Origin of the sequence: Novosphingobium sp. APW14 (assembly GCF_032337075.1) — a bacterium.
In the GTDB taxonomy this organism is placed as follows: domain Bacteria; phylum Pseudomonadota; class Alphaproteobacteria; order Sphingomonadales; family Sphingomonadaceae; genus Novosphingobium.
Genome location: NZ_JAVYAB010000001.1, coordinates 337,797 through 362,748 on the forward strand (window position 1 = coordinate 337,797; position 24,952 = coordinate 362,748).

The window sequence follows — 24,952 nt, forward strand, 5'->3', positions numbered from 1 at the left end:
ATTGAGGTTTTTCTATCCAGCGATGCCAGAACTACGCCGGCTCCAACGATCTACGGCCATAATCGTGCCCAGGCAGATCATGTTGGTCATCATGGATGAGCCGCCGTGGCTCATGAAGGGGAGGGGTATCCCCACCACCGGGGCAAGCCCAACCACCATTAACAGATTGATCGCGACATAGAAGAATACGGTGCAAGTCATACCTGCGGCTAGCAGGCGGGAAAAGCGGTCCGGAGCATTCTGGGCAACGCGCCATCCCCAACGCAGGATCAGCATGAAGATGAACAGCACGAACAGCGCGCCGACTAGTCCCCATTCCTCGCCCATGGTTGCGAAGACGAAGTCCGTGTGGGCTTCCGGCAGATATTCGAGGTGGCTTTGCGAGCCATTGCCAAATCCCTTGCCGAAGAAGCCACCTGATCCAATGGCGATCTTGGATTGCGAAATGTGGTAGCCCGATCCAAGCGGGTCACCTTCCGGATCCAAAAAGACCAGCACACGCTTGCGCTGGTAATCATGGAGTAGGGTGAAGAATGCGACGGGCGCCGCAACCACCGCAGCAGCGCCGGCGCCTACAAACCACTTCATCGGTAGACCCGCCATAAACATCACCGCAACGGCGCCAAACGTAATGGCGAGGCCGGTTCCGAGGTCAGGCTGGAGCATTACCAGCAAAGCGGGTAGCGCCAGCAGCCCCAATGCGGGGATAAGCGAGCGCCAGTTCTGGGTCATCGCTGGTGGCAACGTGTCGTAGAACCTCGCGTAGGCCAGAACGATCGCCGGTTTCATCAACTCGGAGGGCTGCAACTGCATGAATCCAAGGTTCAGCCATCGTTGGCTACCACCGCCGACGGCGCCAATCAGATCAACCAGCATCAGCAGAAAAACCAACACTCCATACGCTGGGTATGCGGTTAATCTGAACAGCGATTGCGGCAGCCGCATGATGATCATTGCCATCGTCAGGAAGACGCCAAAGCGGATCAGATGCTGCAAGGCCCAGGGCTGGAAGCTGCCACCTGCCGCCGAATAGAGAACCGCTGCCCCAAATGTGGTCAGAACAATCAGCGGTAGAATGATGCCCCAAGGCTGCCTCGCAATGGCGGCGGGGATAATGCCGGCCCTCATTGTGGCGCATTCGCTGATGGTGCTGGCGCGGCCGTGCTGGATGGCGCCGGAGCAGGATCGGAATCTTCTGTTCGTGGTGCGGCGGCCTCTGTTTGCTCTGGTTGGGGACGAGCGCTCGCAGCCTCCGCCGCCGCATCGGCGCTTTGCACCGGGTTTTCTTCCGCAGGTTTTGGCGCGCTGCTGCCATAGCGTGCTTCGTAGACGCTATATCGGGTAGTCATCCGCTGCTGCGGCGTCCCGCCCCAGCCGGCTTCCATTTCAAGCAGGACCTGCATGGCCTTGGCCGGATCAAACAGAAAAGTCATGACGTCGCGCGCGATGGGGTAGGCGGCCGATGATCCGCCGCCGTGTTCAATCACCACTGCGCAGGCATAGCGCGGGTTATCAAACGGAGCGAAGGAGATGAAGTGCCCATGGTCACGGTATTTCCAAGGGCCCGACTTGCCGTTTGACAGGTGCAAACCGACAACCTGCGCCGTTCCCGTTTTCCCGGAGATCTGGATGTCGGGGAAGGGCAGGCGGGCCTTGCCGGCCGTGCCAGGGCCGTTGACCACGTCGAACATCGCCTTGTGGACATAGGCCAAGTGCTCGGGGTTGAAACCCATCGAGGGTGTGCTGGGGGCTTTGCGGTCCAGCAAAAGCCGGGGCTGGAGCTGCTTGCCGCTGGCAATCCGTGCGGCCATTACCGCCTGCTGCAGCGGGTTCACCAGCATGTAACCCTGACCGATTGTGGCGTTGACCGTGTCGAACACTGCCCAGGGCTTGTTGTACTTGCGCATCTTCCACGCGGCGTCGGGAACCGTGCCATAGGATTGCCCGACCACAGGCAAGTCAAATTTCTGACCAAGGCCGAGACGGCGCGCCATCGCTGCAATAGGGTCCATCCCGATTCGCTGGGCGAAATGGTAGAAGTAGACGTCGCAGCTTTGGTAAATGCCCTTAGCCATGTTGACTTGGCCGTGGCCCTTTCGGTTCCAGCAACCGAACACGCGGTTGCCGACGCGAAGGCCGCCGCCGCAGAAGACACTTTCATCTGGATCAAGACCGGCCTCAAGGAAGGACAGGGCAACCATCGGCTTGACCGTCGAGCCAGGCGGATAGAGCCCGCGCAGCACCTTGTTGCGCAGCGGGACGTGATCGTCCTCTGACAGCATTTTCCACTCGATCCGACCGATGCCATCAGAGAAACTGTTGGGGTCGTAGCTTGGCATCGAAGCCATCGCCAGGATATCACCCGTCAGGCAATCCATTACCACGACCGAGCCGGATTCGACGCCAAGCCGGCGGGCGGCAAAATCCTGCAAGGGCGCATTGATCGCCAGGTGAAGCGGCTGACCGGGGGAATCCTCGCGCATGTCGAGATCGCGGACGACCTTGCCGCTGGCGGTTACTTCCACACGTCGTGCCCCGGGCGTGCCGCGCAAGACCTTTTCAAATCGCTTTTCCAGACCGTCTTTGCCGATCTTGAACCCCGGCGTAACAAGCAGCGGGTTGCGTTCCTTTTCGTAGTCTTCTGCCGAGGCCGGGCCGACATAGCCGATCAGGTGGCCCACCGAGGGGCCAGTTGGATACCACCGCGAAAAGCTGCGTTGGGCAAGCACCCCGGGAAGGTCTGGCAGGCGTACGGAAATTGCAGCAAAGCTGTCCCAGTCAAGGCCAGCGGCGACCTCGACAGGCTGAAAACCCCGCGCCTTGTCCAGCTTGTCTCTAAGATCCTTGATCCGTACGTCGCTCAGCTTGAGCAAACGGCCCAGCTCGCCAAGGGTGCGGTCCGTATCGACCAGTCGGTCCGGTATCAGGTCAACGCGGAAGTCGGCCCGGTTGGCGGCAATCGGTGCACCGTTGCGATCAAGGATGGCGCCGCGGCGGGGCGAGATCAGCGTTAAGTTGACCCGGTTGCTCTCTGAGGCGAGCGTGTATTTCTTATTTTGCGCAAGGCTGATCCAGGCGACCCTTCCAGCCAGGAGGATGCCAACGGCCGCTTGCAAACCGCCGATTAGCATGGCCCGGCGATCATAGGCATTCTTGAGCGTGCCTGAGCTAACGTGCTTGCTCGATCCCAACAGCATCAGACAACCCGCACAGGGATAAGACGCAGGCGGTCAATCAGGCCAACAACCTGCACCGCAATGGGGTAAATCAGGATTGAAAGGGCAATTTGTGGCAACATGGCCAGTAAGAGACCTGGCTGGCGGTGAACCGCAGCGAACCAGGCGGCCATCAGTAGGTATCCCGCGATCACTGTTGATGCCACCAGCCAGTTCTGCATGAATCCGCGCCAGGGGAACCGTGTTTCAACAAAATCCATGCCGATCGTCGCCAGCGACCAAAGCATCATCGCCGAGCCCAAGGGCTGGCCGCTGAATAGGTCATCTAGCAGCCCCAATGGCAGACCCGCCCAAACCGGCATAATCCCCGGGCGCAAATGCAACCAGCCAAGCAGGAACAGGAAGCCAAGCGGGGGCATGATTGGTGCGGAAGCGATCACAGGCAATGCGGGCGTAAGGCTGCCTAGCATGACCAGCAACCAAGGCAGCGAGAGAGCGAGTACAGGCGAGGGAGCGCGGTTGATCCGCGGACGGGCCAAGTTTTTAAGCTGTTCCGGAATCGGAACCGGCATCACTGCGCTCCAGTGCTGGCAGGCGCGGGAAGCTGCTGCGCTGCGGCACCTTCGTCCCAAAGCGGCTGTACCTGGACAAATTCGGTATTGCCCGGATCGCCCAGTGCACGGGCGATCGCCCCATCGCGGGTGAGACGGGTCACCACCGCTATGGCGGTCCCTGGCCAATAAAGCCCACCCGAACCCGAAGTAACAAAGGCATCGCCGACCTTGAGTGGGTTTGTTCCGAGGTTGATCAGCCGTAATTGTAGGGTGCCGTCGCCACGACCGGTCGCAAACGCGGGTATGCCATCGCTCGCACGGCGCACCGGCACGACGCTCTCGGTGTCTGTAATAAGCAGCACACGGGCGCTGCGTTCCCCGGTTTCGAGCACCCGGCCAATCAGACCAAGCGGGGATCGAACCGGCATGCCGACGGCAACGCCTTTGTTCCGACCGGCGCCCAAGAAGGCAAAGCGGCGGGTGCTGGCAGCTGTCGAACCGATCAGTCGGGCCACGGCGACAGGCTGCGGCTCACTGTCCTTTAGGTCAAGCAGCGCCTTAAGCCGGCGATTCTCTTCTTTCAGGGCCTCCGCTTCAGCCAACCGCACCCGGGCTAGGGCGAGTTCCTGCTCATTGCGGGCAACGCGCACGCCATAGGTGAAATAGCCCTGCAGCGCTGACCAGACCCCACGGCCCTCGCTGCGGCTGGCTGCTGCCGCCTCGGATGCAGGCGCGACCAGGTCGGTCGCGCCGCTGCGTAGGGTGGAAAAGGCGCCGGGATTGCCCGAGGATATCAGCAGAACCGCAACACCAGCAGCCACGCCAAGGAAGGCGATGACGTAGCCCAGAAATGTCGAGTACTGCGCCCTGCGGGAACTGCCGGGGCGCCGGTTCGACGACGGCGCCATGCGGTGCCTACTCCCCTTCAGTGGCCGCTTAGGCCGTCATCAACACGCCGCGATAGATCGGATCTTCCATCGCCCGGCCAGTGCCCAGCGCAACGCAGGACAGCGGATCTTCCGCGATCGACACCGGCAGGCCGGTTTCCTCGCGCAGGTAATCGTCCAGCCCCTGGATCAGAGCCCCACCACCGGTCAGGACAATGCCTTGGTCGACGATATCGGCTGCCAGTTCGGGCGCGGTGTTTTCAAGCGCGATGCGCACGCCTTCGATGATTGCGCCGATCGGTTCAGAAAGTGCCTCGGCGATGTTCGCCTGGGTGATGGTGATTTCCTTGGGCACGCCGTTAACAAGGTCGCGGCCCTTGATCTGGATCGTTTCGCCGATACCGTCAGTCGGGACCATGGCAACGCCGTAGTCCTTCTTGATCCGTTCAGCCGTGGCTTCACCGATCAGCAGGTTGTGGTGGCGACGGACATAGGAAACGATCGCTTCATCCATCTTGTCCCCGCCAACGCGGACCGAGGTAGTATAGGCCAGGCCGCGCAGCGAAAGCACGGCGACTTCGGTGGTGCCACCGCCGATGTCGACCACCATCGAGCCGACCGGCTCTGTCACCGGCATGTCCGCCCCAATCGCGGCGGCCATTGGTTCCAGGATCAGGTAGACCTGGCTGGCGCCGGCGTTGCTGGCGGCATCGCGGATTGCACGGCGTTCAACCGAGGTGGATCCCGAGGGAACGCAGATCACAATTTCTGGTGGCGAGAACATCGAAGTGCGCTTGCCGTTCACCTTGCGGATGAAATGCTTGATCATTTCTTCCGCAATCTCAATGTCGGCGATCACGCCATCGCGCAGCGGGCGGATCGCTTCGATGCTGTCAGGGGTTTTGCCCATCATCATTTTGGCGTCATCACCCACGGCCTTGACCCGCTTGATTCCGTTGATCGTCTCAATTGCGACGACCGAAGGCTCGTTCAGCACGACGCCACGATCCTGCACATAGACCAGCGTATTCGCTGTTCCGAGGTCGATCGCCATGTTCTGGGAGCCAAATTTGAAGAATCGGGACAGGAACGAGGCCATTGAATTTTCCGTTATTTTTCCAGCCGTTTACTGCGTGAATTGCAGAAGTCAAAGGCGAGAAGGTTGGCGTGAATCGCGGCTCATTACCGCAAGGGCCGCTCAAAGGCCAAAAATTTGTCTGAAAGGTGGGGATTGCCGATGCGCTTCCGTCTCGAAATCGGTGCGGTTCATCGCTAGGGCAATAAGACGATGTCTGTGATCCGCCGCCTTCCCGAGACCTTGGTCAACCGCATCGCGGCCGGCGAAGTGGTGGAGCGGCCGGCCGCCGCGCTCAAAGAGCTGGTCGAAAACGCCATCGATGCGGGTTCAATCACCATCGCCGTTCGCTTGGGTGAGGGGGGGCTGGGCCTGATCGAAGTGACTGATGATGGCTGCGGGATGACGCGTGAAGACATGGCTCTCGCTCTCGAACGTCACGCCACGTCCAAACTTCCTGACGAAGCGATCGAACTTGTAGCGACCCTGGGCTTTCGTGGCGAGGCACTGCCTTCGATCGCGAGTGTCGCCCGCTTCACGATGGAAAGCCGCGTGCGCGGTGCTGACGGCGGATGGCAGGTGGTGGTCGATCACGGCCAGCAGGTTGCCGATGGGCCGGCCGCGCTTCCGCCCGGAACTCGCATCCGGGTTGAAGACCTGTTCGGAAAAATCCCGGCACGGCGCAAATTTCTGCGCTCCCCGCGCAGCGAATACGCCGCCTGCCTCGATGTCGTCCGTCGTCTGGCTATGGCTCGGCCTGAAGTCGGTTTCACGCTGGAGCACGATGGTCGCCGGGTCCTGGCGGTGCAGGGCGGGCAATCGCTGGCGGCCCGCGTTGCTCAGCTGGTAGCGCGCGAGCTGGCGGAAGACGGGGTTGCTATTGAGCTGGAACGCGGTCCTGTGAGGCTGACCGGCGTGGCCGGCCTGCCCACCTTCAACCGCGGAGTGGCCGATCACCAGTACCTGTTCGTCAACGGCCGGCCGGTGAAAGACCGGCTGTTGGTGGGTGCGGTGCGCGGGGCCTATGCGGATATGCTGGCGCGCGATCGCCATGCCGTGCTGGCGCTGTTCCTTGACCTGCCGCCCGAGGAAGTCGACGTGAACGTCCACCCGGCCAAGACCGAGGTCCGTTTCCGCGATCCGGCCTTTGTCCGCGGCTTCATCGTCTCTGGCCTGCGCCACGCACTGGAAGGGGCAGGGCAGCGCTCAGCTCAGGCGCCAGCCGGGCCCGCCATGGCCAATTGGCAGGCAGAGCCGATCAGCCGCGAACCCGCGCCTGCTCTTGGATCGTTGTTTACACGCAATTATGCCCCCACAGCCGTCCGCGATGCCGGGCAGGCCTGGCGCGGTTACGAGGCTTCGGTGCTTGCTCCTGCCGCTAAGGCCGAAATGGCCGATGCCGCCCCGGAACCAGCAGTTTCCCACCCGCTCGGTGTGGCCCGCGGGCAGGTTGCCAACACCTATATCGTGGCCGAGGCCGAGGATGGGCTGGTGATCGTTGACCAGCACGCTGCGCATGAACGGCTTGTGCTGGAACGGCTTAAGGCTGCTGGTGCGCAAGGGGCCATGGCCGCATCGCAGGCGCTGCTGATCCCCGAAGTGGTCGAACTGGACGAGCCCGACTGCGACCGGGTGGCTGAAGCTGCTCCGCAACTCGCCGCACACGGCCTTGCACTGGAACGCTTCGGCCCGGACGCGATGCTAATCCGCGCGGTCCCGGCGGCTTTGGCGGGTGGCGATGTCCAGGCGCTGGTCCGCGATATTGCCGATGACCTTGCCCAAAATGGCGCGGCGCTTTTGCTGGAAGAGCGGCTTGACCACGTCCTCGCGACCATGGCCTGTCACGGCTCAGTGCGGGCTGGACGGCCCCTCTCCGTCGCCGAAATGAACGCCCTGCTGCGCGAAATGGAGCGCACGCCGCGCTCGGGCCAGTGCAACCACGGCCGACCGACCTGGGTCAAACTGGCTCTGGAGGATGTCGAGAAGCTGTTTGGACGGCGCTAGTCGGTTGCACCCGGTTCGCGCACCGCAATCAGCCCGATCGAGCGGAAGGTCATGACCTTCACGTCATCCTGGTTGAAGACCGAAATGATCGATTTGAAGCTGCCCATTTCGGGGCGCGAGCGGCTGCGGGTCTTTTCCAGCAGTTCGGATTCCACACGGAGCACATCACCAGGATAGACCGGCTTCAGCCAGCGCAGTTCATCCAGCCCCGGTGAGCCAAGGCCGGCCTGGCGGTGCTCTTTCAGGTTATCGACCAGCATTCGCATGGTCATGGCGCAGGTGTGCCAGCCGCTGGCTGAGAGGCGGCCGAAATGCGTCTTTGCGGCCGCTTCGTCATCAAGGTGGAAGGGCTGTGGATCGTACTTGCTGGCGTATTCGATCACTTCTTCACGCGTCACTTCATAGCGGCCAAAGCGCGCCGTGCTGCCCACCACCAGGTCTTCGAAATACTGCAGCGCGTCTGCCATGGCTGCCTCAGACGTTGAACTTGAAGTGCATCACGTCACCGTCCTGCACCACATATTCCTTGCCTTCCTGGCGCAGCTTGCCGGCATCCTTGCACGCCGTTTCACCACCCAGGCCGATGAAATCGTCAAAGGCGATGGTTTCGGCACGGATGAAGCCGCGCTGCATGTCGGAGTGGATCTCGCCCGCAGCTTCCGGCGCCTTGGCCCCGCGGTGAACGGTCCAGGCGCGGGCTTCCTTGGGGCCGACGGTAAAGAAAGTGATCAGGTGCAGCAGGTCATAGCCCGAGCGGATCACACGGGCGAGACCGGTTTCGTGCAGGCCAAGCTCTTCGAGGAAGACCATCCGTTCGTCCGGCTCCATGCCAATCAGCTCGCTTTCAATCGCGGCTGAAACGATTACGGCATTGGCGCCTTCGGCCTTGGCCTTTTCAAACACGGCCGCGGAGAAGGCGTTGCCGGTGGCGGCGCTCTCTTCCTCGACATTGCAGACATAAAGTACCGGCTTGGCAGTAAGCAGCTGGGCCTGGTTGAAGAGGCGCAGCTCTTCCTCGCCCTCAGGGCGGGCAAGGCGGGCGGGTTTGCCATCGCGCAGCAGTTCCAGCGCCGGGGTCAGGACCGAGGCGAGCAGTTTGGCTTCCTTGTCTCCACCGGTGGCCTTTTTCTGGGCGGCAGGGACCCGCTTTTCCAGGCTTTCCAGATCCGCCAGCATCAGTTCGGTTTCAACCGTATCGGCATCGGACACCGGGTCGACGCGGTTGTCGACATGCTGGATGTCATCGTTTTCAAAGCAGCGCAGCACGTGGACGATGGCATCCACTTCACGGATATTGCCCAGGAACTGGTTGCCCAGGCCTTCACCCTTGCTGGCGCCGCGCACCAGCCCGGCGATATCAACAAAGCCGAGCTGGGTCGGGATGATCTTCTGGCTGCCGGCGATCGCGGCCAGCTTATCAAGGCGGGGATCGGGCACGCCGACATTGCCGACGTTGGGCTCGATCGTGCAGAACGGATAATTCGCAGCCTGCGCGGCCTGCGTCTCGGTTAGCGCATTGAACAGGGTGGACTTGCCGACATTAGGCAGGCCAACGATACCGCAACGAAATCCCATCTCGCACTCCAAACTCGGGGTCGGGGCGCACTAGCGGCCGCGGGCCGGTTTGGCTAGCGGGCTCTGGTAATTCTGGCCCGCGTCGCGCTTTGCCGATGGCTCAGTCCTGCAGTCGCAGGGCCAGGTCGCTCATGAAGCGGGTATCCTCACCCTTCGCCAACCAATCGGCCTCGGCGGCGATCGCACCCAGCATGTCGGCCAGATCGTCCATTTCTGCCTTGGCATAATTTCCAAGGACATGGCCGGTCACCCGGTCCTTGTGGCCGGGATGGCCGATGCCAATCCGCACGCGGCGGAATTCCGGGCCCAAGTGCCGGTCGATCGACCGCAAACCGTTGTGGCCGGCGAGGCCGCCGCCCTGCCGAACCTTGACCTTGAACGGCGCAAGGTCGAGCTCGTCATGGAACACTGTCAGCGCATCGACACCCAGCTTGTAAAAGCGCAGCGCCTCGCTGACCGCGCGACCGCTCTCATTCATGAAGGTTGCCGGCTTCAAGAGCAGCACCTTTTGCCCGCCGATCCGGCCTTCGCGCAGCCAGCCCTGGAACTTCTTAGTCTCGGGTCCGAAGTCATGCACCTCGCCGATCGCATCGATCGCCATGAAGCCGACATTGTGCCGGTGCAGGGCATATTGCGGACCCGGATTGCCAAGGCCGACCCAAAGCTGCACGCGTGTTCTCCCAAACTGGTATGGTCAAAAGAAAACCGGACCGCATCGCTGCGGTCCGGCTTCTGATGGGGCAGCAGGGCCGCCCCGGTCAACCTGAAGGGCTTATTCGCCGGCTTCGGTCTTGCTGTTGTCGCCTTCTTCGCTGCGCAGGCCCGAAGGCGCGACGATCGTGGCAACGGTGTCGTCGCGATCGGCGTGGGCAGCGGTGACACCGGCGGGCAGCTTGATGTCGTGAATGTGGATCGAGGCGCCAACTTCGAGGCCGGTAACGTCGATCACGACTTCGTCAGGGATGTTGTCGGGCGAGCAGACGACGTCAAGATCGTGCAGCACGATGTTGAGCACGCCGCCGCGCTTCAGGCCCGGCGACGCATCCTCGTTGGCGAAGTGCACCGGCACGTTCACGTGAACCTTGTGGTCCTTCGAAACGCGCAGGAAATCCGCGTGGATCGGACGATCGGTGACGGGGTGGAAGGCAACGTCCTTGGGGAGCGTGCGCACGGTCTTGCCGCCGACTTCGACTTCAACGATCGAATTGAAGAAGTGGCCGGTGCCAAGCTGCTTGACCAGCAGCTTTTCTTCGACGTGGATCGCCAGGGGCTCTTCATTGCCACCATAGACGACGGCGGGGACGCGGCCATTACGACGCAGATCACGGGAGGCTCCCTTGCCAGCCCGTTCGCGCGTCTCGGCCGGCAGGTGCAGCGTATCGCTCATTGCATTGCCTTTCAAAACTCTGGATTACAGTTCTTCTCCGTCACGCCTCCAGGGATGACCATGACGGGAAGCGCGGGCCGTTAGCGGCAATGGGCAGGAAATGCAAGGCTATTGCTGGCGGGAAACCTTGAATCCCTTTGCCTGAAGCTGGGCAACCAGCCCATCTTTCCCGACCAAGTGCAATGCGCCAACCGCGACGAGAGGCTGCTCGCCGCGCTGAAGCATCGGCAAGAGCTGCGCGATCCACGCCGAATTGCGGCGTACCAGCAGTGCTTCGCGCAATTCTGGATCGGCCAGCAGCCCCTGGTGGTCGAGCGACTCAAGCGCGGCAATATCGCCGCTGAGCCAGGCCTGTTGCAGGCGCAGGCCATCCGCAGGGGCATTCTGTGCAGAGCGGATCACCGCGGAAAGCAGGTCGCGCTGTTCAGTTTCGGGCAGGGCGTCAAAAATCGCCAGCTGACGCTCGGCGCCTTCAAACTCAGTCAGCGGCTTGCCGCGCATTGCCTTCAGGACGAGCCGATCGGCTCCATTGCCGCTGTCATCGCCGCTGCGGGCCGAGATCGCCTGGCCCAGCGCCAAGGCGGCAGCCCAGGTTTCCATCTGGCTTAAGCGATCGGGTGGAATCTTGGCGTCAGCCAGCAGCTTTGCCAGGGGGGGGCGGTCTGCCGGGTTCGCCCGATCCTCAATAGGCTGGGCAGAGGAAACCGCCGACAACTTATGAAAGATCAACGCGGTGCGTTTGTCATCTTCAAGCGCAGCGACTTCAACCACAAGGCCGCTGGCTTGGGTTATGGCGCGGTCAAAGGCAGGGCTATCCAGGCTGATTGGCATCGGCAGGGCATGGATCGTGCCGAGCAGCCAAGCGCGCTCGCCGTTCGGGCCATCGACCTGCCACAAGGCGGGGCGGGCATTCTCAATTTGCTGGCAGGCCGCCAGCAGCAGCGCCAACAGCGCTGCGGCCAACCTACTGAACACGAGCCGACTTGACCCCCAATGCCTTGAGTTGATCCTGGACCGACCCCTTGCCACCAAGATGCCCTGCGCCCACCGCGATGAATGCGGTGCCAGGCTGATCAAGGCGCGCCCTGATCCATTGCGCCCAGGCCTTGTTGCGCCTGACCAGCAGTGCCTCAACCATGGCGGGATCGTCTTCTTCGGCATTCATCAGCGTGGCCAGCTTGGCGGCGTCGCCGGTCCGCCAGGCTTCGACCATCTCGCCAACATCCTTATCGATACCGGGGAGCGCAGTGATAACCTCGAACAGATAGCGGCGCTGGACTTTCGCCGGGAAGCCATCGAACAGCGCCAGTTGGTAATCGAGCGTTTCCAGCCCGATCCGTGGGCGGCCCAACGCCTGATTACGGGCAGCAAGTTCTGTTTCCACCCCATTAGCCAGTGAATAGCCACCGCGATTCAACGGCAAGGTGGTGAGTACGACAGCAGCATACCAAGGCTTGAAGCGGTCAAAGGCTGCGGGCGGCAGGCCAAACCCAGCAAGGGTCTGCTCAAACCTGGCACGCTCGGCTGGTGACATCTGATCGCGCAGGCTCTGGTTGGCCGGCAAAATTCCGCGCTTCAGCAGCACGGCCTGGCTGTCGGCAGGATCAACCTCGGGAATTTCTGTCACCAGTTCACCCGCTCCGCGAAAAGCCTGTGCGACGGGGCCGCGGAACCAGTCGAGCCCTTTGGGGAGCAAGTGGATCGTACCGAAGAGGTAAATCGTGGTATCGGCATCGCTGACCTTCCACATTGCCGGGTGGACATCAGCCGGCACCGGCTCTGCCACCACCGGCTGCGGCGTGGGCAGCGATTGCTGGGCGCTGGCGACAGTGCCGAGCAACAGGGCGACAGGGGCAATCAGGCGCGCAAACATGGCACAGCTATAGCGCAGCTTTCATGCCCGTCGATGAATGATCGCAGTTGACGCAACCTTGCCGCTCTCCGGTTGACCAGAAACCGCCCATCCGCCAAAGGCCTCGACCATGACGGACAATACCCGCCCGCTCTCGTTCCAGGAGATGATCCTGCGGCTCCATGCGTTCTGGAGCGCGCAGGGCTGCCTGATCCTGCAGCCCTATGACATGCGCATGGGCGCCGGCACCTTCCACCCTGCGACCACGCTCCGCGCCTTGGGGCCAGAGCCGTGGAAGGCTGCCTATGTGCAGCCGAGCCGCCGCCCGACTGACGGCCGCTATGGTGAGAACCCTAACCGCCTGCAGCACTATTACCAGTACCAGGTGATCCTGAAGCCGAACCCGGAAAATCTGCAGGAGCTTTACCTGCAATCGCTGGCCGAAATTGGCGTTGATCCGCTGGCGCACGATATCCGCTTTGTTGAGGATGACTGGGAAAGTCCGACGCTGGGCGCCTGGGGTTTGGGCTGGGAAGTCTGGTGCGACGGGATGGAAGTAACCCAGTTCACCTATTTCCAGCAGGTTGGCGGGTTTGACTGCAAGCCGGTTGCAGGTGAGTTGACCTACGGGCTTGAGCGGCTCGCCATGTACATCCAGGGCGTCGACAACGTTTATGACCTGGCCTTCAATGCCGAAGGCGTTTCCTATGGCGACGTGTTCCTGAAGAACGAGCAGGAGCATTCGAAGTACAACTTCGAAGTGGCGGACACCGAACAGCTGTTCAAGGGCTTCCAGCACGCCGAGGCGGAGTGCCAGCGCTGCATCGCGGCGCAAGTGCCGCTGGCCGCCTATGATCAGGCGATCGAGGCCAGCCACCTGTTCAACCTGCTGCAGGCACGCGGCGTGATCTCGGTCCAGGAACGCGCCAGCTACATTGGCCGGGTCCGCGATCTTGCCAAGGGATCGTGCCAGGCGTGGATCGAAAAGAACAAGGCCGAATGGGAAGCCAAGTATCCGGGGTGGACGGTATGAGCGAATTCCTGCTTGAGCTGCGCTCCGAAGAAATCCCGGCGCGGATGCAGGCCGGTGCGCGCGCCGATCTGGAAAAGCTGTTCCGCAAGGAAATGGAAGCGGCCGGCGTTACCGCAGGCGAAGTCGCCGTCTGGTCAACCCCGCGTCGCCTGGCGCTGATCGCGCGTGGTCTGCCAGAAGCGACGGCAGCGGTCTCGGAAGAAGTGAAGGGGCCGCGCGTTGGTGCCCCGCCGCAGGCGCTGGAAGGTTTCCTGCGCAAGACCGGGCTGACCGAAGACCAGCTGGTTGAGCGCGATGGCGTGCTCTTTGCGATCACGGAAAAATCGGGACGCGCCACGGCTGAAGTTCTGGCTGAAGCGATACCGGCGATCATCCGCGCTTTCCCCTGGCCCAAGTCACAGCGCTGGGGCGCTCCCTCGATCTCCACCGAAAGCCTGCGCTGGGTGCGGCCGCTTTCGGCCATTGTCGCACTGTTCGATGGGCAGGTGGTCGATTGCGAAGTCGGCGGGATCAAGGCCGGACGCCTGACCAAGGGCCACCGCTTCCATTCCAGCGGCGAAATCAGCATCGATGGTGTTGATGATTACGCCGCCAAGTTGCGCGCTGCCCATGTCATCGTCGACCATGTCGAGCGCCAGGATGCGATCCGCGCCAAGGCGAGCGAGGCTGCCGCTGCGGCGGGCCTCAAGCTGGTCGAGGACGAAGGCCTGGTTATCGAGAACGCCGGGCTGACTGAATGGCCCGTGCCGCTACTCGGCCGGTTTGACGAACAGTTCCTCGAAGTGCCGCCCGAAGTGATCCAGCTGACCGCGCGGACCAACCAGAAGTATTTCGTTTGCGAGGATGCGGCCGGCAAGCTGGCCAATGCTTTCGTCTGCACCGCCAACATTGCCGCTGCCGATGGCGGCGCGGCGATTGTCGCCGGTAATCGCAAGGTGCTGGCCGCGCGCCTGTCAGACGCGCGGTTCTTCTGGCAGCAGGATCGCAAGACCGCGCTGTCGGATCAGGCGAAAAAGCTTGAGCGGATCACCTTCCACGAAAAGCTGGGCACCGTAGCCGACAAGGTTGAGCGGGTCGCCAAGCTGGCGCGTTGGCTGGTGGAGGAGGGCGTAATCAAGGGCGCCAGCGCCGATGAGGCCGAACTGGCAGCGCGCCTGTGCAAGGCCGATCTCGTCACCGAAATGGTTGGCGAATTCCCCGAGCTTCAGGGCCTGATGGGTGGTTACTATGCCCGTGCCGAAGGATTGGGTGATGCCGTTTCTGACGCGATCCGCGATCACTACAAGCCGGTCGGGCAGGGCGATGACGTGCCGACCGCGCCGGTGACGGTTGCGGTGGCGTTGGCAGACAAGCTGGACACCATCCGCAGCTTCTTCGGGATTGATGAGAAGCCGACTGGCTCAAAGGATCCCTTCGCGCTGCGCCGTGCTGCGCTGGGCATTATTCAGATCGTGACCGTCAATGCGTTGCGCTTTGGCGTGGCTGAGGGTGATGTTTTGGCTTTCTTCGCTGATCGCCTCAAGGTCCAGCAGCGTGAAGCCGGCGTGCGCCACGACCTGATCGATGCGGTTTTCGCCCTCGGCGGCGAGGATGATCTTGTCCGCCTGCTGGCCCGCGTCCATGCGCTTCAAGCCTTTGTCGGGACCGAGGATGGCGCCAACCTCCTCGCCGGCTACAAGCGCGCCGCCAATATCCTGAAGAAGGAAGAGTTCGAAGCCGGTGTGACCAATTCGGCCCCTGAACCGGCTGAAGCGGCGCTGTCGGCGGCGTTGCATGCGGCGGGGCCGCAGGCCGATGCTGCAATCGCGGTCGAGGATTTTGCCGGCGCGATGGCTGCGCTGGCCACGCTGCGTGCGCCAATCGACGCCTTCTTCGAGTCTGTGACGGTCAACGATGCCGATCCGGCCAAGCGCGCGGCGCGGTTAGGCTTGCTTGCGGCTTTCCGTGCTGCAGTGCACAAAGTGGCTGACTTCGGAAAGATCGAGGGCTAGGGACACCGCACACCGGCAAGCGAATCGCCGGTTTCAGCAATGGCGGTTTTCCATGACTACATACGTATTCGCGTTCGGCGGCGGCGTTTGCCACAGTGATCCCCGGGCGAAGGACAAGACTGTAGTCGGCGGAAAAGGCGCCAACCTGGCCGAGATGGCTGGAATTGGCCTGCCGGTGCCGCCAGGGTTCACCATCACGACCGAGGAATGCGTTCGCTACTTGGCAGAAGGCGGTGACTTTTCAGCCAGCCTGAAGGCCGACGTGCAAACTGCGCTTGGGCATATCGAAGCGGCGGCAGGCAAAAGGTTTGGCGATCCGGCCGATCCGTTGCTGGTTTCAGTCCGCTCGGGCGCGCGGGTCTCTATGCCCGGAATGATGGACACGGTGCTTAACCTGGGCCTCAATGATGCGACGGTAGAGGGGCTTTCGGCATCATCGGGTGATCCCCGTTTTGCCTGGGATTCCTACCGGCGCTTTATTCAGATGTATTCAGATGTGGTGCTTGGGATCGATCACCACCTCTTCGAAGATGCGCTTGAAATTGCCAAGGAAGACAACGGCTTCCATGCTGATGTTGATATGGAGGCTTCGCACTGGCAGGTTCTGGTAAGCGAGTACAAGGCTATCGTGCAAAGTGAGCTGGGTTGCTCCTTCCCGCAGGATCCGCATGAGCAGCTGTGGGGCGCGATCCGCGCGGTGTTCGATAGCTGGGATTCCGATCGGGCCAAGGTCTATCGCCGCCTGAACGACATTCCGGGTGACTGGGGTACCGCAGTCAACGTCCAGGCGATGGTCTTCGGCAACATGGGTGATACCAGTGCAACTGGCGTTGCCTTCACCCGCGATCCCGCGACGGGTGAGAGGGCCTATTACGGTGAATGGCTGGTCAATGCCCAGGGTGAGGACGTTGTCGCAGGCATTCGTACCCCGCAGTATTTGACCAAGGCTGCGCGGGAACGGGCCGGAGCCAAGCCGCTGAGCATGGAAGAGGCCATGCCTAATGCCTATGCCGAGCTAGCTGGCGTGTTCGAACTGCTTGAGAAGCACTACCGCGACATGCAGGATATCGAGTTTACCGTCGAACGCGGAAAGCTTTGGATGCTTCAGACCCGTTCGGGCAAGCGCACTGCCAAGGCTGCGCTCAAAATGGCGGTAGATATGGTCAGCGAAGGGCTGATCGATGAAGCGACAGCGATCGGACGCGTCGATCCAATGGCGCTTGACCAGCTGCTGCACCCCACGCTCGATCCGTCGGCTCCACGCGATGTGCTGGCCCGGGGGCTTCCGGCCAGCCCAGGCGCCGCCTCGGGTGCGATCGTTCTCGATGCCGATGCCGCAGAAAAGCGCGCTGGCATGGGTGAAGCGGTGATTCTGGTCCGGGTTGAAACCAGCCCTGAGGATATTCACGGCATGCACGCCGCCAAGGGTATTCTGACCGCGCGAGGTGGCATGACGTCGCACGCGGCAGTGGTTGCCCGCGGGATGGGGCGGCCCTGTGTGTCCGGTGCATCGGCCGTCTCGATCGATCTGGCCAGCCGCACGATCAAGGTCGGTGCGCGCGAATTGAAAGAGGGTGATGTCATCACGCTTGATGGCACCACCGGCGAAGTCATGGCCGGCAAGGTGGCGACGATCGAGCCCGAACTGGTTGGCGATTTCGGGACGCTGATGGCCTGGGCCGACCAGCACCGGCGGATGCGGGTTCGCACCAATGCGGAGACACCCGATGACTGCCGTATGGCGCGCCAGTTTGGGGCTGAGGGCATCGGCCTGTGCCGCACCGAGCACATGTTCTTTGAAGCGAGCCGCATCTCTGCCGTGCGCCAGATGATCCTGGCCGAGGATGAAGTCGGCCGCCGTGCCGCGCTGACCAAGCTGTTGCCCGAGCAACGTGCCGATTTTCAGGCAATTTTTGCGGTCATGGCCGGGCTTCCGGTCACCATCCGGCTGCTCGATCCGCCGCTCCATGAATTCCTGCCGCACAGCGAGGCGGATTTTGTCGAGCTGTCCGAAGCAATTGGCATCGGTGTTGAAACGCTCAAGCGCCGGGCCGGCGAGCTGCACGAGTTCAACCCGATGCTGGGGCACCGCGGCTGCCGCTTGGGGATTACGTTCCCCGAGATCTACGAAATGCAGGCGCGGGCGATCTTCGAGGCGGCCTGTGCAGTCGCTGCGGAAAGCGGCGAGGCGCCGGTGCCTGAAGTGATGATCCCGTTGGTTGCCACCCGCAAGGAACTGGCGATCTTGAAGGCGTTGGTCGAGCGCACGGCCGAGGCCGTGTTTGCCGAGCAGGGGCGCCGGGTGGATTATCTGGTCGGAACCATGATCGAACTACCGCGTGCTGCCTTGATGGCGGGGGAAATTGCCGAGGAGGCAAGGTTCTTTTCATTTGGAACCAATGATCTGACGCAAACAACTCTTGGCGTTTCGAGGGATGATGCGGCGCGCTTTCTGACGCCGTACGTCGAGCAGGGGATCTATCCTCGTGATCCCTTCGTCAGCCTTGATGTCGAGGGTGTTGGCCAACTGGTCGAACTTGCTGCGGAGCGCGGGCGCCAGACCCGGGTTGACCTAAAGTTGGGGATCTGCGGAGAGCACGGCGGTGATCCGGCTTCGATCGTCTTTTGCGAAGCTGTGGGGCTCGATTACGTCAGCGCTTCGCCATACCGGGTGCCGATCGCGCGGTTGGCAGCGGCCCAGGCAGCGCTTAACCGTTCATCCTGAGCTTGTCGAAGGGCGCCACCCGCTCAGCGTAACGATCTCGAATCGTTCTACGATACCACGGCCAAACTGCTCTTCTACAGTTGAAAACTGCCGCTTACCAAGGGGCGGTCCGGGGTGGTTCAGCACATTGGTCAGGGCCTGGCTGCGAAGATCATCGATCAGGCTCGAGAGGTGGCGAAAACGCACGTCGAGCGGACGGCTGTCGATTACCGGATCGGCCCAGCCGGCGCGTTGGAGCAATTGTCCGCCAGCGCGGACGTCAACCGCCGGGTGCATCCGCGGAGCTGGGCGATCACCATCTGCCTCCAACATGGCGGCGCGCAGCGCCGGCAGGCTGCCGGCGCCGACAAAGCTGGCAATTGCCAGCCCTCCCGGGGCCAGGGCATTGCGGATATGGATCAAAGCGCCGGGTAGGTCGTTCACGGTGTCGAGCGTGCCGAGGCTGGCGATCAGGTCGAACCCGCTTTCCGGGAACGGTTCCTCTTCGGCAAATCCGCTGGCAGGTTCAGCCAGAGTAACATTTGCCCCCTGGGCGCGGAGCTGTGCCACCAGACCATCTGGAACCATGCCGATCAACAGGGCGCGCTTGGGTTCGTGGCGCAGGAAGCCAAGCCGTTCGATCAGGTCCTCGGCCATATCGGCCATCAGGTAATCGGCCGCACCTGGCCTGGCCTGAAGCGCCAGCGCGCGCCGCCGAACGGCCAATCGCCGCTGCGGTGCGAAGATCTGGGGAGGGGTCTGGCCAGTCACGGTCCCGCCACTGCCTTGCGCGCGGCGCAGGTGCAAGCGATAGTCTGCCGCTGATGCAGGTTCCAGCCGCTCTTGCCCCGCTTGTCGATCTGGTGTTCCCGCCGCGCTGTCCGCTGTGCGGAGCGGCCTTGGCGGGGCAGGGCGGTCTTTGCAGTGATTGTTGGTCGGACCTGGCCATCCCGGGGGACCCGTGTTGCGCCCTTTGCCAGCGCCCATTTGCCGAGGGCACACCCGACGGGGCGGTTTGCGCGCCATGCCTGGCGAACCCACCACTGCACGATGGGATTGCTGCGGCAACCCTTTATACCGAAGGTTCGCGACGCCTGGTGCTTGGGTTCAAGCACGGGCGCAAGATCGCGCTTGCACCGCTGCTCGCCCGGCTGATTGCGCAGAGGCTTAGCATGGTGAAGGCGGATTGGGTGATTGTTCCGGTCCCGCTCCACCGCTGGCGGCTCTGGCGGCGTGGATTCAACCAGTCGGCCTTGCTGGGGCGCGAGTTGGCTAAGGCAACGGGGGCTACGCTGCTTGTCGATGGACTGGTGCGAAGCAAGCCGACACCGATGCTGGGCGGCATGGGGCGCGCGGCCCGGATGCGGGCGCTGAGCGGCGCCATAACGGTCAATCCCAGGCAGGCCGGGTCTTTGCACGGTAAGTCGGTCCTTCTGGTGGATGACGTGCTTACCAGTGGTTCAACCAGCGATGCCTGCGTCAAAGCGCTCAAACGGGCCGGTGCAGGCAGGGTTGTGGTTGGTTGCTTTGCCCGTGTGCTCGACGAGGCGCTGGACGTGGTCTGAAAAGAAAACGCCCGGAGCATGGCCCCGGGCGTCCTCGTGACGAAACTGTCTGGCGCCGCTTGCGCGATAAGGCAGTCCCCCTTTGACTGCCTCGCCAATCCCTCATGCGGTGGCTCCATCGTGGGGAGCCGGCCCGGTCCCTGAACCTTGGCCGCTTGCTTATCCGCAGCGCCTGTTTCCCCGAAGTTGCGGGTGCAGGGAAGCTTCAAGCCATTGCCGTGCACTTTTTGGTCGACACATGTGGTTATCGTGCAACAAGAAGCGACCATGACCGAGACCGATGACCGCGAGCAGGGCACAACGTTCCAGCCTCGCTTTGACGCAACAGGCCTGATGACTGCGGTTGCAGTCGATGCAGAAAGCCGCGAAATCCTGATGCTGGCGCATATGGATGCCGAGGCCTTGGCGAAAACCCGTGAGACCGGCCTGGCCCATTTTCACTCGCGCTCGCGCGGGCGGCTGTGGATGAAGGGTGAAAGCTCTGGCCATGTGCTGAAGGTTGAGGAGATCCGCGTCGATTGCGATCAGGATGCGCTGGTCATGTTGGTTCGCCCGGCGGGGCCGGCGTGCCACACTGGGGCCGTCAGTTGCTTTTATCGTAAACTGGACGGGGATCGCCTGATCCGGATCGACAATTGACGCTTACGTAAAGGGAACCTAGAGGAGGCCTCGATGGACTCGCCGGTTTCCTTACCTCCCGCCCACGATGGTGCGCACCTTGAGCGCCCCGATGCGCTTGCTCGGGAAAGTTTTACCATCTCGGATCTGACGGCGGAATTTGGGCTTACCGCCCGCGCACTTCGGTTCTACGAAGATGAAGGGCTGATTGCTCCCGCGCGGCAGGGGTTGAGCCGGATCTATTCAAAGCGCGATCGGGCCCGCCTGGCCTGGATCATGCGCGCCAAGAATGTCGGCTTCAGCCTGACCGAGATCAAGGAAATGATCGACCTTTACGACCTTGGCGATGGCCGGGTCGAGCAGCGCCGCGTAACGGTGGCCCGCTGCAAGCAGCAAGTTGATCGCATGCAGCAGCAACGTGCGGACATTGATGCGGCGATCAAGGAACTGACTGACTTCATCACGCTTGTCGAAAACATCGATCGCGCCCCCCGCGGCTGATCGACCAATCCAAACGAGGATCTCATGCCGGTTTACAAGGCTCCCACGCGCGACGCCCGTTTCCTGATCAACGAGGTTCTGCGTATCCAGAACTATGCAGCGCTGCCCGGCTTTGGCGGTGCGACAACGGACATGGTTGAGGCCGTGGTTGAGGAAGCCGGCAAGTTCTGCGGCGAAGTTCTCGCCCCGATCAACCTGGCCGGTGACCAGGAAGGCTGCACACGCCATGCTGACGGGTCGGTCACGGTGCCGGCGGTTTACAAGCCAGCCTTTGCCCAGTTCCGCGAGGCCGGTTGGTCAACCCTGTCGGTGCCGGAAGAGTTTGGTGGGCAGGGGCTGCCGCACGTGCTGGGCATGATGATGGAAGAGTTCATGTCTTCCGCCAATCAGGCTTTCTCGATGTATCCGGGCCTGACTGCCGGGGCGATCTCAGCCATTCTCGCCAAGGGCTCGCCTGAGCAGAAGGCCAAGTACGTGCCAAAGATGGTCACCTGCGAGTGGCTTGGCACGATGAATCTGACCGAGCCGCAGTGCGGCACCGACCTGGGCCTGATCCGCACCCGCGCTGTGCCGCAGGCCGATGGCAGCTATGCGATCACCGGCACCAAGATCTTCATCTCTTCGGGCGAGCACGATCTGGCAGAGAACATCATTCACCTGGTCCTGGCCAAGCTGCCTGATGCCCCGGACTCGACCAAGGGCATTTCGCTGTTCATCGTGCCCAAGGTGCTGGTCGATGATGATGGAACCCTGGGTGCGCGCAACGCGGTTTCGTGTGGTTCGATCGAGCACAAGATGGGCATTCACGGCAATGCCACCTGTGTGATGAACTACGACGGCGCGACCGGTTACCTGGTGGGTGAGGAGAACAAGGGCCTGGCTGCCATGTTCATCATGATGAATGCGGCCCGGCTTGGCGTGGGGATCCAGGGCCTGGCCCAGGCTGAAGTGGCTTACCAGAACGCGGTAAAGTACGCCGGCGATCGCCGTCAGGGCCGCGCGCTGACGGGTGCTGCTGAACCGGCCGAGAAGGCCGACACCCTGTTTGTCCATCCCGATGTGCGGCGGATGCTGATGGATGCTAAGGCATTCACTGAAGGCATGCGCTCGCTCTGCCTGTGGGGTGCGCTTCAGGTTGACCTAAGCCACAAGGCTGCGAGCGAGGAAGAGCGCCAGACGGCGGATGATCTGATCAGCCTGCTGACCCCGGTGATCAAGGGCTATGGCACCGACAAGGGCTATGACGTGGCCACCAACATGCAGCAGGTCTTCGGCGGCCACGGCTACATCGAGGAATGGGGCATGAGCCAGTTCGTGCGCGATGCCCGCATTGCCATGATCTATGAAGGTGCCAACGGCGTTCAGGCGATGGATCTGGTTGGCCGCAAGCTGGCTCAGAACGGCGGGCGCGCGGTCCAGGCTTTCTTTGCGCTGGTCGATGCCGATTGTGCAGCGGCCAAGGGCAAGCCGGAGCTGGCCAGCCTTGCGGCTGCGGTTGAAGCTGCCAATGGCGAGCTGAAGGCCGCGACCATGTGGTTCATGGCCAATGGCATGACCAACCCCAACCAGGTCGGTGCCGGTGCGCACCATTACATGCACATCATGGGCATCGTCGCCTTGGGCGCGCAATGGCTGCGGATGGGTGAAGCAGCGCTTTCGGCTCTGGCCGGCGGTGCGGGGGACAAGGCGTTCTACGAAGCCAAGCTGACCACCGCACGCTATTATGGTGAGCGGTTCTGCCCCGATGCCGCCGCGCTGCGCCGCAAGATCGAGGCGGGCAGCGAGGCGGTCATGGCCCTGCCGGTCGAGGCTTTTGCTACCGCGTGACCTCTAGGCCGGTTACTCGGGCAGGAAGTCCGGGACCGAAAGGTAGCGCTCACCGGTATCATAGTTGAAGCCGAGCACGCGCGACCCGGCGGGCAGATCTGGCAGCTTCTGGGCAATCGCGGCGAGAGTTGCGCCCGAACTGATACCCACCAGCATCCCTTCCTCGCGGGCGCAGCGGCGGGCCATTTCCTTGGCGTCGGCGGGATCGACCTGGATCGCGCCGTCGATGGCCTGGGTGTGCAGGTTCGCCGGGATAAAGCCCGCGCCAATGCCCTGGATCGGGTGGGGCGAGGGCTGTCCACCCGAAATGACCGGTGACAGCGTTGGCTCCACCGCCCAGGCCTTCATCGCGGGCCACTTGGCCTTGAGCGCTTCGGCACAGCCGGTCAGGTGGCCGCCGGTGCCGACCCCGGTGATCAACGCATCGATGGGGGTGTCGGCAAAGTCAGCCAGGATTTCCTGCGCCGTGGTGCGAACGTGAACCGCGATATTGGCGGCGTTTTCGAATTGCTGCGGCATCCACGCCCCGGCGGTGGTGGCGACCAGTTCGTGCGCCCGTTCGATTGCGCCCTTCATGCCCTTTTCGCGCGGGGTCAGGTCAAAGGTGGCGCCATATGCCAGCATCAGACGGCGGCGTTCGACTGACATCGATTCCGGCATGACCAGGACGAGCTTGTAGCCCTTGACCGCGGCGGCCATGGCGAGGCCAATCCCGGTATTGCCACTGGTCGGCTCAATGATCGTGCCACCCGGCTTCAGGCTGCCATCAGCCTCGGCAGCTTCGATCATGGCCAGGCCAATGCGGTCCTTGATCGAGCCGCCAGGATTGGTGCGCTCAGACTTTACCCAAACTTCATGGTTGGGGAACATGCGCGCCAAGCGGATGTGCGGGGTGTTGCCGATCGTGGCGAGGACGGAATCAGCCTTCATGGTGCGGATCCTTCTTTTGGGGAACATGACGGTACTGCGGGGCAAAGGTCTTTGCGCGGCGCAGTTCGGGGAATAGCATGGCCCAGGCCACTGTGACCACAATCGCGCCAACGCCGCCCAGGGTAACGGCCCAGACCGCGCCAAACAGCCCGGCAGCCAGGCCGGACTGCATTTCGCCCAGTTCGTTGGACGCGGAGATCGCAAGGCCCGAGATCGAGGAGACCCGGCCGCGCATGTCATCCGGCGTGTTGAGCTGGACCAGCGTGCCGCGCACGAAAACCGAAACCTGATCAGCCCCGCCGAGCAGCGCCAGCATGGCAAGCGAGAAGGGGAAGCTCTTGGACAGACCAAAGGCCAACGTTGCCAGCCCAAATATGGCCACGGCCCACAGCATCTTCGGGCCGACATTGCGCGAGAGCGGGAAGAACGCCAGGAACAGCGCCACCAAGGCGGCGCCCAGCGCCGGCGCCGCGCGCAGCAGGCCAAGGCCTTCATCGCCGACATGGAGCACGTCATAGGCAAAGGCTGGCAACATGGCGGTGGCCCCGCCCAGTAGCACGGCGAACAGATCGAGCGAGACGCAACCCAGCAGGAACCGTTCACGCCAGACAAAGCGGGCGCCTTCGGCCATCTGGCGCAGCGGTGGCTCGGCGCTTTTCGGTTTGATCGGCAGGGGCTTGATCAACAGCAGGCCGGTAATGGCGATCGTCAGGAGTACGGCCGACCAGACATAGGGCTGGGCATCACCGCGCGCGAGCAGGAAGCCCCCCAGCGCCGGGCCAAGTACCGAGGCACTCTGCCAGGCGATTGAGCCGGTCGCGACAGCCTTTGGCAGGAGCTCTGCGGGTACGACATTGGGCACGATAGAACTGATGGCCGGCCCGATGAATACGCGCGCGGCCCCGTGCAGTGAGGCCATGACAAACAGCAGCGGCAGGCTGACCAGGCCAAGCGTGTTGGCCGCAATCAGGCCGATTGCCACAATCAGATCGAGCAGCATCGATGCTGCACCGACGAAGCGCCGATCCATGCGATCGGCCACCAGTCCGGCAATGGGAGTCAGCAGCAGGAATGGAATGAACTGGGCCAGCCCCAGCGTGCCGATCAGGAAGGCCGCCTGTTTGGTATCGTAACCATAGTCGGTTCGCGCAATCTGATAGGTTTGCGCTGCCACGACCACGACCATCGCAGTCGTGGCAGCAACCGATGCGAACCGCGCAAGCCAGACCAGGCGATAGTCGCGGATCTGCAGCGGATGGGTCGGAATACTCAC

General features: G+C 62.6%; 22 protein-coding genes and 1 pseudogene. 9 read left to right on the forward strand and 14 right to left on the reverse strand.

The features are described 5' to 3' along the window. Positions 1-12: 12 nt before the first annotated feature. From rodA to RQP55_RS01770, 5 genes are read right to left on the reverse strand one after another with little or no spacing between them, the layout of a single operon-like run. Entirely contained in the window at positions 13-1,128 is a 1,116-nt protein-coding gene (rodA, locus tag RQP55_RS01750; protein ID WP_315608456.1) for a rod shape-determining protein RodA, read from the reverse strand. Next, positions 1,125-3,197, reverse strand: a complete 2,073-nt coding sequence (gene mrdA / locus RQP55_RS01755; RefSeq protein ID WP_315608457.1) for a penicillin-binding protein 2 — start codon at positions 3,195-3,197, stop codon at positions 1,125-1,127. The genes rodA and mrdA overlap by 4 nt, the downstream gene beginning before the upstream one ends. Further along, entirely contained in the window at positions 3,197-3,748 is a 552-nt protein-coding gene (locus RQP55_RS01760; RefSeq protein WP_315608458.1) for a rod shape-determining protein MreD, read from the reverse strand. The genes mrdA and RQP55_RS01760 overlap by 1 nt, the downstream gene beginning before the upstream one ends. Next, positions 3,748-4,638 carry a rod shape-determining protein MreC gene (mreC, locus tag RQP55_RS01765; RefSeq protein WP_315608459.1) on the reverse strand — a complete coding sequence of 297 codons (891 nt, stop codon included), beginning with the start codon at positions 4,636-4,638 and terminating at the stop codon, positions 3,748-3,750. The genes RQP55_RS01760 and mreC overlap by 1 nt, the downstream gene beginning before the upstream one ends. Before the next feature lie 28 nt (positions 4,639-4,666). Further along, positions 4,667-5,716 carry a rod shape-determining protein gene (locus RQP55_RS01770; protein WP_315608460.1) on the reverse strand — a complete coding sequence of 350 codons (1,050 nt, stop codon included), beginning with the start codon at positions 5,714-5,716 and terminating at the stop codon, positions 4,667-4,669. A gap of 189 nt (positions 5,717-5,905) precedes the next feature. Between RQP55_RS01770 and mutL the strand changes: the two genes are divergently transcribed. After that, positions 5,906-7,696 carry a DNA mismatch repair endonuclease MutL gene (gene mutL / locus RQP55_RS01775; RefSeq protein ID WP_315608461.1) on the forward strand — a complete coding sequence of 597 codons (1,791 nt, stop codon included), beginning with the start codon at positions 5,906-5,908 and terminating at the stop codon, positions 7,694-7,696. Here the strand turns inward: mutL and RQP55_RS01780 are convergent. The 6 genes from RQP55_RS01780 to RQP55_RS01805 all read right to left on the reverse strand — a co-directional run bounded on the left by RQP55_RS01780 (position 7,693) and on the right by RQP55_RS01805 (position 12,531). Then, on the reverse strand, positions 7,693-8,151 hold the full coding sequence (locus RQP55_RS01780; protein ID WP_315608621.1) for a MaoC family dehydratase: 459 nt from the start codon (positions 8,149-8,151) through the stop codon (positions 7,693-7,695). The two genes, mutL and RQP55_RS01780, sit on opposite strands and share 4 nt — an antisense overlap. A gap of 19 nt (positions 8,152-8,170) precedes the next feature. Further along, positions 8,171-9,271: a redox-regulated ATPase YchF gene (gene ychF, locus RQP55_RS01785; protein ID WP_315608462.1), complete on the reverse strand. Its 1,101-nt coding sequence runs from the start codon at positions 9,269-9,271 to the stop codon at positions 8,171-8,173. A gap of 100 nt (positions 9,272-9,371) precedes the next feature. After that, the gene (pth, locus tag RQP55_RS01790) at positions 9,372-9,941 is read right to left on the reverse strand and encodes an aminoacyl-tRNA hydrolase (protein ID WP_315608463.1); all 570 of its coding nucleotides are present in this window, start codon (positions 9,939-9,941) and stop codon (positions 9,372-9,374) included. 102 nt (positions 9,942-10,043) lie between these two features. Then, entirely contained in the window at positions 10,044-10,658 is a 615-nt protein-coding gene (locus tag RQP55_RS01795; protein ID WP_315608464.1) for a 50S ribosomal protein L25/general stress protein Ctc, read from the reverse strand. Positions 10,659-10,766: 108 nt separating this feature from the next. Then, entirely contained in the window at positions 10,767-11,633 is an 867-nt protein-coding gene (locus RQP55_RS01800) for a TraB/GumN family protein (RefSeq protein WP_315608465.1), read from the reverse strand. Further along, a complete protein-coding gene (locus RQP55_RS01805) occupies positions 11,623-12,531 on the reverse strand; it encodes a TraB/GumN family protein (protein ID WP_315608466.1) in 909 nt (302 codons plus the stop codon). The genes RQP55_RS01800 and RQP55_RS01805 overlap by 11 nt, the downstream gene beginning before the upstream one ends. Before the next feature lie 109 nt (positions 12,532-12,640). Between RQP55_RS01805 and RQP55_RS01810 the strand changes: the two genes are divergently transcribed. The 3 genes from RQP55_RS01810 to ppdK are packed head-to-tail and all read left to right on the forward strand — an operon-like array spanning position 12,641 to position 18,259. Next, positions 12,641-13,543, forward strand: a complete 903-nt coding sequence (locus RQP55_RS01810) for a glycine--tRNA ligase subunit alpha (RefSeq protein ID WP_315608467.1) — start codon at positions 12,641-12,643, stop codon at positions 13,541-13,543. Beyond that, complete coding sequence (glyS, locus tag RQP55_RS01815) at positions 13,540-15,534, forward strand: glycine--tRNA ligase subunit beta (RefSeq protein ID WP_315608468.1); 1,995 nt, start codon at positions 13,540-13,542, stop codon at positions 15,532-15,534. The genes RQP55_RS01810 and glyS overlap by 4 nt, the downstream gene beginning before the upstream one ends. A 52-nt stretch (positions 15,535-15,586) precedes the next feature. After that, on the forward strand, positions 15,587-18,259 hold the full coding sequence (ppdK, locus tag RQP55_RS01820) for a pyruvate, phosphate dikinase (protein WP_315608469.1): 2,673 nt from the start codon (positions 15,587-15,589) through the stop codon (positions 18,257-18,259). Here the strand turns inward: ppdK and RQP55_RS01825 are convergent. Beyond that, positions 18,251-19,009 (reverse strand): methyltransferase domain-containing protein, encoded by a 759-nt coding sequence (locus tag RQP55_RS01825; RefSeq protein WP_315608470.1) that lies wholly within the window; start codon positions 19,007-19,009, stop codon positions 18,251-18,253. The genes ppdK and RQP55_RS01825 overlap by 9 nt on opposite strands. A gap of 53 nt (positions 19,010-19,062) precedes the next feature. On the opposite strand from RQP55_RS01825, the pseudogene RQP55_RS01830 reads away from it, so the two are divergent. The 5 genes and pseudogenes from RQP55_RS01830 to RQP55_RS01850 form a co-directional block, all read left to right on the forward strand. Beyond that, positions 19,063-19,257, forward strand: a pseudogene (locus tag RQP55_RS01830) (double zinc ribbon domain-containing protein); the annotation flags it as partial. A gap of 78 nt (positions 19,258-19,335) precedes the next feature. Beyond that, positions 19,336-19,803: a ComF family protein gene (locus RQP55_RS01835; protein ID WP_315608622.1), complete on the forward strand. Its 468-nt coding sequence runs from the start codon at positions 19,336-19,338 to the stop codon at positions 19,801-19,803. A 267-nt stretch (positions 19,804-20,070) separates the two neighbouring features. Beyond that, the gene (hisI, locus tag RQP55_RS01840) at positions 20,071-20,442 is read left to right on the forward strand and encodes a phosphoribosyl-AMP cyclohydrolase (RefSeq protein WP_315608623.1); all 372 of its coding nucleotides are present in this window, start codon (positions 20,071-20,073) and stop codon (positions 20,440-20,442) included. Positions 20,443-20,475: 33 nt separating this feature from the next. Beyond that, the gene (locus tag RQP55_RS01845) at positions 20,476-20,922 is read left to right on the forward strand and encodes a MerR family DNA-binding transcriptional regulator (protein WP_315608471.1); all 447 of its coding nucleotides are present in this window, start codon (positions 20,476-20,478) and stop codon (positions 20,920-20,922) included. A gap of 24 nt (positions 20,923-20,946) precedes the next feature. Next, on the forward strand, positions 20,947-22,749 hold the full coding sequence (locus RQP55_RS01850) for an acyl-CoA dehydrogenase C-terminal domain-containing protein (protein WP_315608472.1): 1,803 nt from the start codon (positions 20,947-20,949) through the stop codon (positions 22,747-22,749). Positions 22,750-22,761: 12 nt separating this feature from the next. On the opposite strand, the gene cysK is transcribed toward RQP55_RS01850, so the two are convergent. Both cysK and RQP55_RS01860 read right to left on the reverse strand, forming a co-directional pair. Beyond that, positions 22,762-23,679, reverse strand: coding sequence for a cysteine synthase A (gene cysK, locus RQP55_RS01855; protein WP_315608473.1), 918 nt, complete (start codon positions 23,677-23,679; stop codon positions 22,762-22,764). After that, entirely contained in the window at positions 23,669-24,952 is a 1,284-nt protein-coding gene (locus RQP55_RS01860; protein WP_315608474.1) for an MFS transporter, read from the reverse strand. The genes cysK and RQP55_RS01860 overlap by 11 nt, the downstream gene beginning before the upstream one ends.